General features: G+C 42.3%; 12 protein-coding genes and 1 riboswitch. Of the genes, 8 read left to right on the top strand and 4 right to left on the bottom strand.

The window, feature by feature from the left end; translation table 11 throughout:
• Positions 1–681: a ComF family protein gene (locus BUB93_RS05390; protein ID WP_073270067.1), complete on the top strand. Its 681-nt coding sequence runs from the start codon at positions 1–3 to the stop codon at positions 679–681.
• 2 nt (positions 682–683) lie between these two features.
• On the opposite strand, the gene murB is transcribed toward BUB93_RS05390, so the two are convergent.
• The gene (murB, locus tag BUB93_RS05385; RefSeq protein ID WP_073270066.1) at positions 684–1,598 is read right to left on the bottom strand and encodes a UDP-N-acetylmuramate dehydrogenase; all 915 of its coding nucleotides are present in this window, start codon (positions 1,596–1,598) and stop codon (positions 684–686) included.
• 106 nt (positions 1,599–1,704) lie between these two features.
• Here murB and BUB93_RS05380 point away from each other — a divergent pair, with 106 nt between their 5' ends.
• The 7 genes from BUB93_RS05380 (at position 1,705) to pyk (ending at position 11,745) form a co-directional block, all read left to right on the top strand.
• On the top strand, positions 1,705–2,484 hold the full coding sequence (locus BUB93_RS05380) for a PHP domain-containing protein (protein ID WP_242945384.1): 780 nt from the start codon (positions 1,705–1,707) through the stop codon (positions 2,482–2,484).
• Position 2,485: 1 nt separating this feature from the next.
• On the top strand, positions 2,486–3,361 hold the full coding sequence (rapZ, locus tag BUB93_RS05375) for an RNase adapter RapZ (RefSeq protein ID WP_073270065.1): 876 nt from the start codon (positions 2,486–2,488) through the stop codon (positions 3,359–3,361).
• Positions 3,358–4,338: a gluconeogenesis factor YvcK family protein gene (locus BUB93_RS05370; RefSeq protein WP_073270064.1), complete on the top strand. Its 981-nt coding sequence runs from the start codon at positions 3,358–3,360 to the stop codon at positions 4,336–4,338. Before rapZ ends, BUB93_RS05370 begins: the two co-directional genes overlap by 4 nt.
• Positions 4,339–4,353: 15 nt before the next feature.
• Positions 4,354–5,292 carry a DNA-binding protein WhiA gene (whiA, locus tag BUB93_RS05365; protein WP_073270063.1) on the top strand — a complete coding sequence of 313 codons (939 nt, stop codon included), beginning with the start codon at positions 4,354–4,356 and terminating at the stop codon, positions 5,290–5,292.
• Between the two features lie 205 nt (positions 5,293–5,497).
• The gene (locus tag BUB93_RS05360) at positions 5,498–8,956 is read left to right on the top strand and encodes a DNA polymerase III subunit alpha (RefSeq protein ID WP_073270062.1); all 3,459 of its coding nucleotides are present in this window, start codon (positions 5,498–5,500) and stop codon (positions 8,954–8,956) included.
• 28 nt (positions 8,957–8,984) lie between these two features.
• A complete protein-coding gene (pfkA, locus tag BUB93_RS05355; RefSeq protein ID WP_073270061.1) occupies positions 8,985–9,944 on the top strand; it encodes a 6-phosphofructokinase in 960 nt (319 codons plus the stop codon).
• Between the two features lie 58 nt (positions 9,945–10,002).
• Positions 10,003–11,745, top strand: a complete 1,743-nt coding sequence (gene pyk, locus BUB93_RS05350; RefSeq protein WP_073270060.1) for a pyruvate kinase — start codon at positions 10,003–10,005, stop codon at positions 11,743–11,745.
• Between the two features lie 50 nt (positions 11,746–11,795).
• Here the strand turns inward: pyk and BUB93_RS05345 are convergent, their stop codons facing one another.
• From BUB93_RS05345 to BUB93_RS05335, 3 genes are all read right to left on the bottom strand, one after another.
• Positions 11,796–12,989 (bottom strand): hypothetical protein, encoded by a 1,194-nt coding sequence (locus BUB93_RS05345; protein WP_073270059.1) that lies wholly within the window; start codon positions 12,987–12,989, stop codon positions 11,796–11,798.
• A gap of 95 nt (positions 12,990–13,084) precedes the next feature.
• Positions 13,085–14,851 (bottom strand): HAMP domain-containing histidine kinase, encoded by a 1,767-nt coding sequence (locus tag BUB93_RS05340; protein WP_073270058.1) that lies wholly within the window; start codon positions 14,849–14,851, stop codon positions 13,085–13,087.
• Entirely contained in the window at positions 14,848–15,534 is a 687-nt protein-coding gene (locus BUB93_RS05335) for a response regulator transcription factor (RefSeq protein ID WP_073270057.1), read from the bottom strand. The genes BUB93_RS05340 and BUB93_RS05335 overlap by 4 nt, the downstream gene beginning before the upstream one ends.
• Positions 15,535–15,695: 161 nt before the next feature.
• Positions 15,696–15,781, top strand: a riboswitch (cyclic di-GMP riboswitch).
• Positions 15,782–15,815: the final 34 nt, after the last annotated feature.

Raw genomic sequence — 15,815 nt, 5'->3', positions numbered from 1 at the left:
ATGTTAGATATCTTAAAGGAGGCTTTGTTTCTAGAAAACGGAAGATGCCCAGTGTGCAAGCGGGTACTTTTTTTCACAGAGGACCACCTTTGCAGCAAGTGCGTGAAAGGGTTGGAGGAAGTTGCAGGAAAGGTGCAGGGCGACGATTGGGAGAACACCTCGATTGAAAAGGTGTATGCTCCTTATCTATACGAAGGAAGCATAAAGGATATAGTGCACCTGATGAAATTCGGTAACAGACCCGGGCTTTGCGCCTTCATGGGAGAATTGGTAGGGGAGCATATCTCGGGGTTTGGGCACCCGGATTTTGAAGTGATCATACCTGTGCCCCTCCATGAAAATAGTCTGAAGGAAAGGGGCTACAACCAAAGCGAGATGATGGCAAAAGGGATATTTCAAAAGGTCTCGCAAATTTCGTACCCTTCCCCGGAATTGGATCTGAAGGCACTGGTAAAGGTAAAAGATACCCTCCATCAGAGAGATTTAAATAAAAGCGAGAGGCTGGTAAATCTCAAAGACGCTTTTGAAATAAAAAACCCCGAAGCAGTTCGGGGTCGAAGGGTTCTTTTGGTTGATGATGTTTTTACCACCGGTGCGACGGTACGTGCCTGTTCCAAAGAGCTTTTAAAGGCAGGGGCAGTCAAGGTGTCCGTGGGGGTGTTGGCTGGGGTAGAAAAATGAGATTAATCTTCACCGATTATCTTTACCTCGGGTTCAAGGATAACGTTAAAATTGTCCTTTACGGTTTTAATGATATGATCGATCAAATCCAGGATATCTTTGGCAGTAGCGCTGTTTATGTTCACTATGAAGCCGCAGTGCTTGGTGGAAACCTGAGCTCCGCCTATGGCGAAGCCTTTCAGTCCGCTGTCTTCTATGAGCTTGCCCGCATAGTGGCCGACAGGACGCTTGAAGGCGCTTCCCGCGCTGGGCAGCTCCAGGGGCTGCTTAGATTTTCGTCTTTCATCGAAATCTTCCATCTTTTCTTTGATTTTCTTTTTGTTTCCGCTTTCAAGTCGTATCTTAGCGGATAGAACCACCAGATTCCTTTTTTTCACGGCGCTGGTTCTGTATCCAAGCTCTAAGTCTCCGTTTGCTAATTCTATGATGTTTCCGTCCATGTCCAGTCCTCTGATGCTTACTAGAACATCTTTCATCTCCCCGTCATATGCCCCTGCGTTCATGGTGACGGCACCTCCGAGAGTGCCGGGGATTCCACTTGCAAACTCAAACCCGGAAAGTTCATTGTCCAGGGCGATTTTTGCCAGTCGGGACAAGAATACCCCGCTTTGACAGTCCAGGTCGTTGTCGATCAACGTGCATTTGCTGAAGTTCTTTCCCAGCTTTATAATGACGCCTCTGTAGCCCTTGTCCTTTACCAGTAGGTTGCTGCCATTGCCCATAATATAATAGGGCACGTTGTTTTGCTTGCATATCTCTATGATGAGCTTGATTTCATCCTCGGTATCAGGAATCAGCAGATAATCGGCACACCCTCCCGCTTTAAAGGAAGTATGGTTTTTCATAGGTGCATCCGTCAAAATCTTTTCTGAATCCAGCACCTTTAAAAACTCAGTATATATATATTTATTGTTCATAAATTTTGTTCCTCCGAAACATATGGCTTAAAGGACATAAAGTCCAAACCTATTATACAAATTCTAGAGACATTAAGCAAGGAAGAATTAAGGATGCTTTATGTAAATGGATAAATGTATTATAATGATGAAAAGAAGGGTGGGACTGATCATGAAAATAAATGGTGACAACCATACACATACAGTATACAGCCATGGGAAAAATACCATCGAAGATAATGTGAAAAAAGCAGTGGAGCTTGGTCTTGAAAAGGTGGCCATCACCGATCATGGCAGCGGACATATATTCTACGGCGTGGACAAAAGAAACTGGCATAAGATGAGAGATGAAATAGATGTACTAAAGAAAAAATATCCCCAAGTGGAAATAGTGATGGGGGTTGAAGCAAATATAATAGGATCTGACGGCAGCATAGATGTAGATGAAGAGCACCTAGAGCTTTTCGATGTAATAAATGCGGGTTTCCATTATGGCGTGAAGCCTAAAAGAGTAAGAGATTTTTTTAGTCTGTATCTTCTTAATTTCTTTGGAAAGATTTTGCCGTTCTTAAAGAAAAGAGCCATGGGTGCAAATACAAAGGCCCTTGTAAATGCAATGGAAAGAAACCATATTCATATGATAACCCATCCGGGGGCAAAAGTTCCTGTAGATATGGACAGGGTGGCAAAAAAAGCCCAGGATAAAAATGTGATCTTGGAAATAAACGCCCATCACTTGCATCTTGATTTAGATGACTTGAAAAAGGCGATGAAATACGATGTGAAGTTTGCAATCAACAGCGATGCCCACCAAAGCATTCATGTAGGCATGGTTCATAAGGGGATTGAAATTGCCCAGGCAGCGGGGCTAAAAGCTCATAGAATAGTCAACGGAGAGGAAGATTAAAATGAGATTTGTAATTATAACCGGCTTGTCAGGTGCCGGAAAGAGCCATACTATAAGAGCTTTTGAAGACTGGGGATACTTTTGTGTGGATAACCTGCCACCTAAGTTAATTCCCACATTTGCAGAGCTATGCAGCAGGTCGGATAACAACATCGAAAAGGTAGCCTTGGGAGTTGACAGTAGGGGCGGGGTTTTTTTCGACGATTTTGCAAATGTCATAGCAGATATGCACGATAGAAAGTTCAAGTTCGAAGTACTTTTTTTGGAAGCTTCCGACAATGTGCTAATAACCAGGTACAAAGAATCCAGAAGAAAGCACCCTTTAGCCACTGATTCCAGGATTTCCGTAGCGCTGAAGCTTGAGCGGGAAAAGCTGACTAAAATTAGGGAAAAGGCCGATCACATAATCGATACATCGAATTTAAGCGTTAAAGATTTGAAAGCAGAGCTTTCAAAAATCTATTTAAGCGACATGGAGGCTTCGGGACTCCTTGTAAACGTCCTGTCATTTGGGTTTAAGTATGGCATACCCCTGGATGCGGATCTCGTTTTTGATGTGAGGTTTCTTCCCAACCCTTTTTACGATGAAGAACTCAGAGGAAAGACAGGAAACGACAAAGAGGTTCAGGATTATGTCTTAAAATACAGACAATCAAAAGAATTTATCGATAAGTTGATGGATATGCTGGAATTTTTGCTGCCTTATTATACTGAAGAAGGAAAGTCGCAGCTGGTAATTGCAATTGGTTGTACCGGTGGGCAGCACAGGTCTGTCACCATTGCAAATATAATCCACGACAAGCTGCAAGAGAATAGGCACTGGGCTGTCATAGACCACAGAGATGTAAAAAAGAGTCTGGGTGGACATCAACCATGAAAGACGTTAGAAAAAAACACAGCAAACGGGTAACGGTTATAGGCGGCGGCACAGGCAGCTCCGTTATTTTGCGGGGGCTAAAGAAATATACCGAAAACATCACAGCCATCGTGACGGTGGCAGATGATGGAGGAGGCTCGGGAGTGCTCAGGGAGGACCTTGGGATGCTTCCACCTGGAGATATCAGAAGCTGCATACTGTCCTTGGCAGATGAGGAAGGCATAATGCAAAAATTGTTAAATTACAGATTCGAAGAAGGGCGTCTAAAAGGACAGAGCTTCGGCAATCTTTTTATAGCGGCGATGAACGGAATAAGCGGAAGCTTCATGGAGGCAATAAAGAATGTCAGCGACGTTATGGCAATAAAGGGGACCGTGCTTCCGGTGAGCCTTGAAAGCGTGACGCTGTGCGCCGAGCTTGCTAACGGAGAGATAGTCAACGGAGAGTCTCAAATACCCCTTAAAGCTATGGAAAAGAAAAGCAAAATTAAAAGAGTCTCCATCAGCCCACATGAGATCAACCCGCTTCCGGAAGCCATCGAAGCAATAATAAATGCCCAGGCAGTTATAATAGGACCGGGGAGCCTGTACACCAGCATTATACCTAATCTTTTAGTGGAGGGAATAGAAGATGCGCTTAGGAGAACCAAAGCAAAAAGGTTCTACATACCAAATATCATGACTCAACCTGGAGAGACTGACGATTACGACGTGTTGGACCACGTTGAGGCTATAGAAGCACATCTGAAAAATCCTAAAGAGAAGATATTCGACTATGTGGTAATAAACAGGGGCAAGGAAATTGGAGAACCTCTTGATATATATAAATCAGGAGGCGCTGAAAGGGTCAGGTTCATAGAGGAGAAGTTTGAGGGAAAAAGCTACAAGCTGATAAAAGGAGATTATATAGACATCAAGCAAAATTACATTCGTCACGATGCGGATAAGATTGCTGAAGTCATTCTTGAAAGAGTATGATTTGGAGAGGATATTATGAGTTTTTCATCAAAAACAAAGAATGATCTGTGCAGGATAGAACATACAAATAACGAGACATCTGCTGCTGAGCTTTCAGCCATGATACATATGGGAGGAAGCCTTCGATTTGAAGGGCATAAGAGGATGACGTTTCAAATAAAAACCGAGAATCCGGCCATAGCAAGGTATGTTTTCAAGCTGATAAAGGCTTTGTACAAGGTGGAGGTAGAAGTCAGGACTGTAAAGAGCAAGCAGTTTAAGAACCGAAACCAGTATATAGTAAAAGTTGTATCTGCCGAAGAATCCATGTTCATGCTGAAAGATCTAGGGATAATAAAAGATGTAGATGGATATACGACTTTGAGCTACGAAGTACCCGAGAGGTTCAAAAGAAATCGTGAGCCCTTGAAAGCTTACCTTAGAGGGGCTTTCCTGGGAGCAGGTTCAATATCCGATCCTGAAAAGGCATATCATATGGAATTTGTCACATCCAGCGAAGAGTTTGCCATGGAGCTTATGATGCTCGTCAATTCCTTTGAACTTGGTTCGAAGATGATCCAAAGGAAAAACAGCTACGTAGTTTACCTGAAGGATTCGGAACAGATAGTGACGCTGCTAAGCGTGATAGGGGCTCACGGAGCTCTGCTGGACATAGAGAACATAAGAATCATGAAGGGCATGAGAAACAACGTTAACAGGATCGTAAACTGCGAAACAGCGAATCTTACAAAAACGGTGGAAGCTGCATGGAAACAGGTTGAAAGCATAGAAAAAATAAAAAGCAGGATAGGGCTTGAAAGGCTGCCCAATAATTTGCGGGAAATAGCAGAGCTTAGACTCAACAATAAAGAGGCGTCCCTGAAAGAACTGGGGGAGATGATGAATCCACCCATGGGGAAGTCCGGAGTTAACCACAGGCTTAAGAAAATTGAAGAAATAGCACAAGGGCTTTGATTTCTTGTGTGGAACACAAGCGTCCCGCTGGGTCAAAAAGTTGACACGGGGACGCTTTAGATTTATAATGTAGGAGTGAAAATGTATGCTTAGGCGAGTGGGAAAAAAACGATGAAATTCGCAGTCTTAACAGTCTTAAGATATTAATCCTCTTAGGAGTATGTGATATAATGAGGCTATAAGTGTTAAGGGAAGGATTAATCATATGGACAATTTTACTCATCTGCATCTGCATACGGAATACAGCCTGTTGGATGGTTTTTGCACAGTCAAGGATTTAGTGGCACGGGTCAAGGAAGCTGGCATGAACAGCATTGCCATAACCGACCACGGAGTAATGTTCGGAGCTGTGGATTTTTACAAGGAATGCATCAAAAACGACATCAAGCCGATAATAGGTTGTGAAGTATATATATCTCCAAGAAGCATGAAAAGCAAGGAATCCAAAGTGGATGCAAACCCTGCTCACTTGGTGCTGTTGGCAAAAGATCAGGCAGGATACAAAAATTTGATGAAGATAGTTTCGGCGGGCTTTGTTGACGGATTTTATTACAAGCCCAGGGTGGACAGAGATTTCTTAAAAGAACATTCTGCAGGGCTGGTTTGCCTCAGTGCATGTCTTGCCGGTGAAATCCCACGGCTCATAATGGGAGGTCAGTTTGAGCAAGCGCTTGAAGCTGCCCGAGAATATAAAAGGATATTCGGTGAGGATTATTACATTGAACTGCAGGATCACGGAATGGAAGAGCAAAAAAAGGTTAACAAGAGTCTGGTAGATTTGGCTGAAACCTTGAATATACAATTGGTTGCAACCAATGATGTGCATTATGTACATAAGGAGAACGCACGTAGTCATGATATACTGTTGTGTATACAGACTGCCACCAATATAGATGATGAGAACCGGATGCGATTCCCCAATGGCGAATTCTACCTTAAGACCCGGGATGAAATGATGGAGCTTTTCAGCTACGTTCCCCAGGCTATCGCAAACACGAATCTGATAGCTGACAAATGCAATCTGGATTTTGATTTCAACAGCATTCATCTGCCTAGGTATCCGTTGCCCAAAGACTTAGGACCTAGGGAATACTTGGAGAGCCTTTGCAGGCAAGGATTAAAGGATAAATATCCCAATGTGACAAGTGAGCTTGAAAAAAGGCTTGAGTACGAGCTGGGCGTAATTGACGAGATGGGATACAACGATTATTTTTTAATCGTATGGGACTTTATTAAGTATGCCAAAGATAATGGAATAATGGTGGGGCCGGGAAGAGGAAGCGCTGCCGGCAGCCTTGTATCATATACTTTGGATATAACCACTGTCGACCCGATTAAATACAATCTTATATTCGAGAGGTTCCTAAACCCGGACAGGATATCAATGCCTGATATTGATATCGATTTTTGTTATGAAAACAGACAGCGAGTCATTGACTATGTAGTTGAAAAGTATGGTCATGACCATGTCGCACAAATAATAACATTCGGTACAATGGCGGCGAGAGCGGCAATTCGGGATGTAGGCCGATCGATGAATATGCCCTACAACAAAGTGGACAAAGTGGCAAAGCAAATACCCATGGAGATTGGCATGACAATAGAAAAGGCCATTGCAACCAATCTCAAGCTCAAGCAGATGTGCGAGGAAGATGAGGAGACCAACACCCTAATCGAAATGAGCAGATCTCTTGAAGGCTTGTCAAGGCACGCCTCCACTCATGCGGCAGGTGTAGTGATATCAGACAAGCCGGTGGTGGAGCATGTACCACTTTACAGAAACAACGACAGCATAACCACTCAGTTTACAATGACTCTGCTGGAGGAGCTGGGACTTTTAAAGATGGATTTTTTGGGTCTCAGAACCCTTACAGTGATCAGGGATTCCGTAGACAACGTATTTTTAAGCCGAAAGGTAAAAGTCGACATTGACGATTTGGATTACGGCGAAAAAGAAGTTTACGACCTGATATCAAAAGGGGACACCCTTGGGGTGTTTCAACTGGAAAGCGCCGGGATGCAAAAATTTATGACGAATTTAAAGCCGGACTCTTTTGAAGACATAATAGCTGGGATATCCCTATACAGGCCAGGGCCTATGGATCAGATTCCCACTTACATCAGAAACAAAAAAAATCCAGACAGAATTACATATATTCATGAGATATTAAGACCGATACTCGACGTGACCTATGGATGCATGGTTTACCAGGAGCAGGTAATGCAGATAGTAAGGGACGTGGCTGGGTATTCCATGGGCAGAAGCGATCTTGTTAGGCGGGCCATGTCTAAAAAGAAAATGGATGTAATGGAGGCAGAGAGAAAAGCCTTCATTTATGGAGAGCAGGATCAAGATGGAAACTGGATAGTTGAAGGTGCCATTAAAAGAGGGGTTGAAGTGTCCCAGGCAAACAAGATTTACGATCAGATGATAGATTTTGCCAAATACGCCTTCAACAAATCTCACGCTGCAGCTTACGCGGTGATAGCTTATCAGACTGCCTGGCTTAAAAAACATTACCCAGCTGAATTCATGGCTGCCCTTCTAACCAGTGTCAGGGGGAATGAGACAAAAGTAGCTCAGTACATCGCCAATGCAAGGAAGATGGGGATCGAAGTTCTACCTCCGGATGTGAATGAAAGCTATGAAAACTTTACAGTAGTATCCGGAAAAATAAGATTCGGACTGACAGCGGTGAAAAACGTGGGAGACAATGCGGTAATGAGCATAATAGAAAAAAGAAGCTTAGAGCCATACTCCTCATTTTCGGATTTTTGCACAAGGTCGGATTTCAAGGTTCTAAATAAAAGAGCATTTGAAAGCCTTATAAAGTGCGGAGCCTTTGATTCATTCGGTGTATACAGGTCACGGCTGATGGCTTCATACGAAAAAGTTATAGATAATATACAAAGCGATAGAAAAAACAAGATAGACGGGCAGATTTCTCTTTTTCAGACTATGGAATCATTTGCTCAGACTGAAGAATGTTACCCACAAATTGCCGAATTCGATGAAGGGTACAAATTGTCTCTGGAAAAGGAAATGCTGGGTTTATACATCACAGGGCATCCTCTGGAGCCTTATAGGAGCATGCTGGAAGAGAAATGCAGCATTAACGGCAGCATAATAGAAAATCTAAATGAAATGATGGAACTTGGAATAAAAGACGGGCAAATGATCACTATTGGTGGTATAATAACTGGTAAAAAGATTTTAGTCACAAAAAACAGCAACACCATGTGCTTTATTACCTTGGAAGATTTGTACGGGGTCATTGAAGTCGTGGTTTTCCCGGGGGTGTTCGCTAAGTACGATCATATGCTGGAAACAGACAGCAAAGTCCTCATAAAAGGGAAGCTGAACATAAGCGAAGACCAGGCTTCTTCTGTAATCTGCGAAGAGATGACCGAACTTGAAAACTTTAGAAGAAAAAAAACGTTCCAAGCTGTTCAAATTTCAGTTGTAGACATGAAAGACAAGCGGATAGAGATGATCAAGGAAATACTGTCAAAGCATAAAGGGGACAAGCCTATTGTGCTTTACTCCATGCGAGAAGGCAGAAAATATAAAGCAAGCAAAACACTTTGGGTCAGGGAGAGCAATGTCCTGATTGAAGAGCTGACCGGGCTGGTTGGACCAGACAATATTGAACTTATCAATTAATTTTTTTTCAAATCAAGGGAGGTAAATCATGAAAAGAATTGGAATACTCACAAGCGGCGGGGACGCACCTGGGATGAACGCCGCAATTCGTGCTGTAGTCAGAACAGCAGTTTACAACAAAGTAGAAGTTTTTGGAATTAAAAGAGGCTACGCAGGTTTGTTGGAAGGGGAGATAGAGCCTTTAAACATCTATTCTGTAGCCGATATAATCCATCGGGGAGGTACCATTCTTAGATCGTCAAGAAGCGAGTACTTCAAGACTGAGGCAGGACAAAAGAAGGCAGCCAAGACACTTAGCGATTTTAACATCGAAAGCCTCATAGTAATAGGTGGAGACGGTTCTTTCAAAGGAGCTAGAGCTCTTAGCAACAGAGGGGTGAACACCATATCGATCCCTGGAACTATAGATAACGACATTGGCTGCACGGATTATTCCATTGGATTTGACACGGCGCTTAACACCGCATTGGATGCAATCGGCAAAATCAGGGACACTACAAGTTCTCATAACAGGGTAAATGTAGTGGAGGTAATGGGCAGAGACTGCGGCGAGATTGCATTATTTGCAGGCCTTGCAGGTGGAGCCGAATCAATATTGGTTCCCGAGAAAGACTATGACCTTGATGAAATCAGCGACAAGCTTTTAAGAGGGAAAGACAGAGGCAAGCTTCACAGTATAATCGTGCTAGCTGAAGGCGTAGGTAATTTCGATAATTTCTGTCATAAAATAGAAGAGAAAACAGGAGTATCTACTAGGGGAACAAACCTTGGATACATACAAAGGGGAGGAAATCCCACAGCATTTGACAGGATTCTAGCCAGCAGAATGGGCTACATGGCTGTAAATCTACTGCTGGATAACAAGACGAACAGGGTAATTTGTATCAAAAACAATGTTTACACGGATATGGACACCAATGAAGCGTTGGAAATCAAAAAGAATTTTGACGCAGAAGCTTACAAGATTGCAAATATTCTTTCAATCTGACTATAACTGATAAAAAGATAAAAGCGCATATAGCTACAAAAAAAACGGAGGTAAATGAATGAGAAAGACGAAAATAGTATGTACCCTTGGACCGGCAAGTGAATCGAAGGAGATGATCACAAAACTGGTTGAAACGGGAATGAATGTTTCCAGACTTAATTTTTCCCACGGAAGTTATCCGGAGCATAAAAATAAGATTGATTTGATTAAGGAAGTAAGAAAAGAGCTGAACACCCCTATCGCAATCTTGCTTGACACAAAAGGTCCTGAAATAAGGATCAAGCAATTTGCTCAAGGAAAGATCAACCTGGAAAAAGGGGATGACTTCATCCTTACTACCGAAGATGTTATTGGAGATCAGTCTAAAGTCGCCGTTACTTATCCTAACTTGTCCAATGAAGTGAAAGAGGGCAATGTAATTTTGGCAGATGACGGACTTATTCAGTTCAATGTAATTAAAGTTGAGGGATCAGATATTCACTGTAAGGTGGAAAATGGAGGAGAGTTGGGCAACAACAAGAGCCTTAACTTCCCGGATGTTAACATCCAATTGCCTGCGATCACTCAAAAGGACATCGACGATATAGTGTTCGGCATCGGCGAGGATATTGATATCATAGCAGCATCTTTTGTGAGAAAAAGAGAAGACGTGCTGTCCATAAGAAAAGTGCTGGAAGACAACGGCGGGGACCATATCCAGATAATATCAAAAATTGAAAACCGGGAGGGCGTCAACAATATCGACGATATTTTAGCTGTATCCGACGGAATCATGGTGGCCAGAGGAGACTTGGGAGTTGAAATATCTCCTGAAGAGGTTCCGCTGGTTCAAAAGGATATAATAAAAAAATGCAATAGAGCAGGAAAGCCGGTTATTACCGCGACGCAGATGCTAGATTCCATGATTAGAAATCCGAGACCTACAAGAGCAGAGGTTACAGACGTGGCCAATGCCGTGTTTGATGGAACTGACGCTATCATGCTTTCAGGTGAAACCGCTGCAGGAAAGTATCCTCTAGATGCAGTTGCAACAATGAACAGGATTGCGCTTAAAACTGAGACGTCAGAAGAATACAAGAGATTGGTCACTCACAAGTTTACCGGTGAGATATCGGTCACGAATGTAGTAAGCCACTCCACCTGTGCAACAGCGGAGCAGCTTAAGGCGTCTGCGATAATAACGGCAACTTCTTCAGGCCATACCGCAAGAATGGTGTCTAAATTCAGGCCGACTTCACCTATTATCGCAATTACCGATGATGAAAGAGTTCAAAGAAGGTTGGCGGTAGTGTGGGGAGTTCACTGTGTGGTAACTGAGTTCTTCGAAAATACGGATCTGTTATTTGACGAGTCCCTTCTGATAGCTGTGCAGGAAGGACTGTTGGAGTGTGGAGACCTAGTCGTTATAAGCGCAGGGGTACCACTGGGAGTCAAAGGAACTACCAACTTAATGAAAGTTCAGACTATTGGCAATGTGCTTCTAAGGGGAAGCGGCATCGGGAAAAAAGCGGTAACTGCCAAGGCAAGAGTATTCAAGGGAGAAAACAATTCTTTTGAAGAAGGTGACATCGTCATTGCCGAAGGTATAGACGAGACTTTGATTCCATATGTAAAAGGCGCTTCCGGTATTGTTACAGAAGAGGCAGGATTTACGTCTCAGGGAGCAATAGCCGCTCTTCAGTTTAACATTCCAATAATATTGGGAGTTGAAGGGGCTGTTTCTCAAATTGAAGACGGAGGCCTAATCACCATTGATCCTCAAGGAGGATATATCTACAAGGGCAGAGCGAGAGTTCTGTAGTCATCGCAAAAATTTAAAGCTCATCGAAATCAAGTTTCGATGAGCTTTTTTTAATCTGTAGATGTGGAATAGTCTATCATATAGACAGAGTAGCTTATTCTTCTGTTATCAGAATTTTCTTCGCTTAATGTAAATACGGTAAAGTACACCGTTGTCTTGTAAGGATGGAAGACTATCCTGTCTCCCGTTATGTTCAAGTTTGATGCCAGCTGTGTCTGGCTGTTGCCATCCACGTCCATGAACCATAAATTCTGGCTGTTGGATGCAGAGTCGCTTTTTTCGCTGTATATTATCTTGTCTCCGGTGCGGTTGAATGAAAACAATCCTATATACCCTTCCCGAAGGGTCGTGCGGGTATTGTTCAATATATCAAGACGCACAAGCTTTTGCGTGTCTTTTTCTCCTGCGGTAGAATACAGGAGGGAATTCTTCTGATTGGATAGATCGAAGTGGTATACGTTTTTTTGTATCAATACCGGCTCCGGATTCTCCTTAGTAAGGTATACATAGTAAAGATCGTATGATCGGTTATCTTGGTTGTAAGCCATAAAGAACGCTATATCGTGTTTCTCCAAGAAGTCGATCCTTGCGATAGGCAGCCTCTTGGTCATCTTATAGGCATGGCTGGTGCCGTCAGGATTAAATAGAGTCCTTTGATGGTTTACCAGTTTTATTTCCCCCTGCTGGTTCCCGTAAATAACTAGATCGTCATTAATCATTGAAAAACCTGGAGAGATGCTTTCACTTGATGAAGATATGTTCTTTGTTGTATCACCTTCAAGGTCGCTCCATAAAAGGCGAGCGGAAAACTCCTGGGTATTGCCTTCTTGATTAAACTCAAGATAATAGTATCCCTTGTTTTTAAAGTCGATCAAGCCGTTTGCCTGGTTTTTGTTGGAATACAACAACGGGTTTGGCTGGTTCGTTTGAAAGTCGTAAGTGCTCAAGTTGTAAAAAATTTCAGCAGGATCTCCGCTTTCATTGGGTGGGGATTCTATCTGGGTTCCTACCAGAAGGTAATCTCCGTCCCGGGATATATCGTATATTATTCCATCAGTCAGCCTGCTGTTTATGCTGTCTATTGTAATGGAGGCGTTATTTGTAGTTTTGTTTCGCATATTATCTTCGGTCCTTTGAGAATTGCTTATTATAACTGGCTCGCCATTTCGAATGAAGAATGGAGCACAGCCGCTAAATACCAATGCTATTAAAACCGTAAAGAACAAAGTGAATGTTTTTTTCATGTAAAGCGTCCTTTCCCAGGTTAAGTTCTTGCCTACCTATTGTATGCATTAAATATGTACAAAGCAACCCTCAAGGTGTAAATAATATGTAAAACCTAGTATGGAAGCCTGATTAGGATCATGGTACCCTCGCCGGGCTGGCTCTCCACATATACGCTTCCACCATGCCTTTCGACTATGTCTTTGACGATTGCCAAGCCTAGACCACTACCGCCTTGTTCTCTGGACCGGTCTTCGTCCACTCTATAGAATGGATCGAATATCCTATCTTTTATATCAGGTGAAATTCCAGGGCCAAAATCCCTAACCGAAATATCTACATGATCTTCATCGGAAGTGGCAAGGACTTTAATGATATCTCCACTGTTAGAGTATTTGATGGCATTGTCCAAGATGTTTATCATAACCTGCTTCAACCTGTCATGGTCGCCTTTTACTGATGGAAGTTCTGTATTGTTGTAAAAAATGTCGATGTTGAACTTACCGGACTTGATCTTCATCTGTCCAATGACGTCCGTTAAGAGAGCATTTAAATCCACAGCTGAAAAGACCATCTTGAAATGAGTGTTTTCAAATTTTGACAGGTCCAGCAAATCGCTAACAAGTCTCAAAAGACGTTTTCCTTCCTCGTTTATGGTCTGGAGGCTCTTTTGTAGTAGTTCAGGGTTTTCACTAGCTCTTCTTTGCAGCAAATCGCTGTAGCCGATTATCGTCGTAAGAGGCGTTCTGAGCTCGTGAGACACGCTGCTGATAAAAAGTCTTTGCTGGTTTTCCAGTTCAACTATCTTGGTTATGTCCCTAATAACAAGGAGTATGCCTATCACGTTTCCCGGGCCTTTAATAAGGTTTGAATAAACATGCAAATTTTTGTCGTTGTAGCATATCTCCTTTGAAAAGTCTCGTTGCTCCCTGGCGACAAAATCTATGATGTCACCGAATTCCTCTTTTTCCAGCAACATGTCAAGGCTCGCTTGTTCGGAGTAAAGGTTTAATATTTCTCTGGCCGTATCGTTTATTATGAAAGCCTTGTTGTCTAGATCAAGGGCGATTACGCCATCTTCTATTGAGCTTATTATTGAGGAAAGCTTCTGCTTTTCATTTTCTATTTGAGTTATCTTTTCTTTAATATGAAGACTCATCTTGTTGAAATTCGTAGTGAGGTTTCCTATTTCATCATCAGCGTCATAATGCAAAAGCTCGTCGAAGTTGCCGGCTGAGAGTTTTTTTGCGGAATTAACCAGTTCCTTTATAGGGCGAAAGATTGAGTTAGACAATACGTTGCTTACTATCAATACCACGATGAAACCTACGAATGAAGCTCCCATGAACAGCAAGATGATTTGCTGAACTATGTTGTCTATGAAAGACATAGACTGTATGAAGCTGAATGCTCCGACTTTTTCGTTGTCTATGAACAATGGCGTGGCATAGTATATGCTGCTGGATCCGTCCACCCTCTTGTAAACAGACACAGACTTTCCGGAGTCAAGCTCCAAAGCTATTTCAATCTCCTCCAAATAGTCGATATCTTCTCGGGAATCTACGTTTGCGGAATCTGCCAAGAGATTTCCTTCAATATCGAAGAGCAGCACCCTGGTGTTGTTGATTCTAGAAAGATCTTCAGAAAGCGCAAGGGCGTTGCTTAAATAAGCTGCGATGTTTCCTCCCGGACTTTCGAGGGCCCTTATTTCCTGGGAAATATAAAACTGGGAGTCTTCACCCATGGAGACCAACTGATTTTGCGTCGTATTGAATGAATAGTACATAAGTCCCTGGATTACAAAAATAGCCAAAAAGATCATCGTAAGGAATACGACGACCATATTGGCTAATATGAATTTTGTTCGAAATGTAAGCTTCATGAAAATTTCCTCATCTTATATCCTACGCCAAATACTGTTTGGATGTAGTCGTGGGTTGAATGCTCTGCAATTTTCTTTCTGATTCGCTGAATGTGCATATCTACCGTTCTGGTATCTCCGAAATAATCATAGCCCCAAACCTTTTCCAGTAGAGATTCTCTCGAAAAGACCTGCTCGGGATTTGATATCAAAAGCATTAAAAGCTCGTATTCCTTGGGTGTCAGATGAATCTCCAAATCGTTAATGAGAACTTTTCGTTCATTGAGGATCAATATTATTTCGTTGTTGGTCAATATATCCTGATCCGGAAGGGAAGTTGATTTGGACCTTCTCAAAAGGGCCTTGACCCTTGCCAACAGCTCTCGGTTGTCAAAAGGCTTTGTCATATAGTCGTCTGCACCCAGCTCTAAACCCAAAACCCGGTCGATTACATCAGTTTTTGCGGTAAGCAGTATTATGGGGATGCTTTTTTCAATATTGATTTTCTTGCATACATCAAAACCGCTAACTTTCGGCAACATAACGTCCAGAATGATTAAATCAGGGTTGAAGCTGTCGACTTTAGCGAGGGCCTCCTGCCCGTCGTAAGCGCTTTCCACTACATATCCTTCGAACTCAAGATCAAGCTTAATCAAATCGTTGATTGACTGTTCATCGTCCACTACAAGTATTCTTTCGTTCAAAATAACACCGCCTTAATTTCTATTGTTTACTATCATTATATATTATTTCAATTAAAAATCGAGAAAAAACAGATTAAAATAAAAAAACAAAAAAAATTTCCTAAAAGTATTGCATTGTGAGAAAACCTCTGTTACTATGAAGAAGAAGTCAAAACAACTTGTCACCGAAAAGGCAAACTTATCGAAAGATAAGGACGCAAAGCTAGATAGGACCTAAACGAAAATCGTATGGTAGCCAGCTGTCGAAAGAGAAGTTTTTTATATGTTAAAAATACAATCAC

Source organism: Alkalibacter saccharofermentans DSM 14828 (assembly GCF_900128885.1).
Lineage (GTDB): Bacteria > Bacillota > Clostridia > Eubacteriales > Alkalibacteraceae > Alkalibacter > Alkalibacter saccharofermentans.
The sequence above is the reverse complement of the archived record's forward strand: the minus strand, read 5'-3'. Positions and strand labels throughout refer to the sequence as shown.

Bases quoted from the DNA above. Each gene is read 5' to 3' on its own strand.
- BUB93_RS05390 (WP_073270067.1), top strand. From the start codon at position 1: ATGTTAGATATCTTAAAGGAGGCTTTGTTTCTAGAAAACGGAAGATGC.
- murB (WP_073270066.1), bottom strand. From the start codon at position 1,598: ATGAACAATAAATATATATATACTGAGTTTTTAAAGGTGCTGGATTCA.
- BUB93_RS05380 (WP_242945384.1), top strand. From the start codon at position 1,705: ATGGATAAATGTATTATAATGATGAAAAGAAGGGTGGGACTGATCATG.
- rapZ (WP_073270065.1), top strand. From the start codon at position 2,486: ATGAGATTTGTAATTATAACCGGCTTGTCAGGTGCCGGAAAGAGCCAT.
- BUB93_RS05370 (WP_073270064.1), top strand. From the start codon at position 3,358: ATGAAAGACGTTAGAAAAAAACACAGCAAACGGGTAACGGTTATAGGC.
- whiA (WP_073270063.1), top strand. From the start codon at position 4,354: ATGAGTTTTTCATCAAAAACAAAGAATGATCTGTGCAGGATAGAACAT.
- BUB93_RS05360 (WP_073270062.1), top strand. From the start codon at position 5,498: ATGGACAATTTTACTCATCTGCATCTGCATACGGAATACAGCCTGTTG.
- pfkA (WP_073270061.1), top strand. From the start codon at position 8,985: ATGAAAAGAATTGGAATACTCACAAGCGGCGGGGACGCACCTGGGATG.
- pyk (WP_073270060.1), top strand. From the start codon at position 10,003: ATGAGAAAGACGAAAATAGTATGTACCCTTGGACCGGCAAGTGAATCG.
- BUB93_RS05345 (WP_073270059.1), bottom strand. From the start codon at position 12,989: ATGAAAAAAACATTCACTTTGTTCTTTACGGTTTTAATAGCATTGGTA.
- BUB93_RS05340 (WP_073270058.1), bottom strand. From the start codon at position 14,851: ATGAAGCTTACATTTCGAACAAAATTCATATTAGCCAATATGGTCGTC.